Raw genomic sequence first — 299 nt, 5'->3', positions numbered from 1 at the left:
CTTTTTTTTTTAGAAAATTCAACCGCTTGTAAATAGCCCTCGAACAAAAAACGCTGGACTTGTATCCGCTATAATCGCAGTTAATTAGCCGTAGGTATTAAGCGGATACAAGTCCAGCGTTTCGAATAGTCTGTTTTTTATACGGGAAATTACAAAATGAAATTGATCGAAATAGAGAAATTAAACAAATATTTTGGTGAAGGTGAAAACCAAGCTCATATTTTAAAAGATATTGACTTGAGCATAGCACAAGGCGATTTTGTAGCAATTATCGGCACATCAGGCTCAGGAAAATCAAC

1 protein-coding gene is annotated in these 299 nt (G+C 35.1%); it reads left to right on the top strand.

The features are described from left to right. Nucleotides 1–156 precede the first annotated feature (156 nt). Nucleotides 157–299 (top strand): ATP-binding cassette domain-containing protein (locus tag AM305_RS12250; RefSeq protein ID WP_005824064.1); only part of this gene is annotated, 143 nt, incomplete at its 3' end.

Source organism: Actinobacillus minor NM305, from assembly GCF_000175195.1.
Taxonomy (GTDB): Bacteria; Pseudomonadota; Gammaproteobacteria; order Enterobacterales; family Pasteurellaceae; genus Haemophilus_A; species Haemophilus_A minor.
The sequence above is the reverse complement of the archived record's forward strand: the minus strand, read 5'-3'. Positions and strand labels throughout refer to the sequence as shown.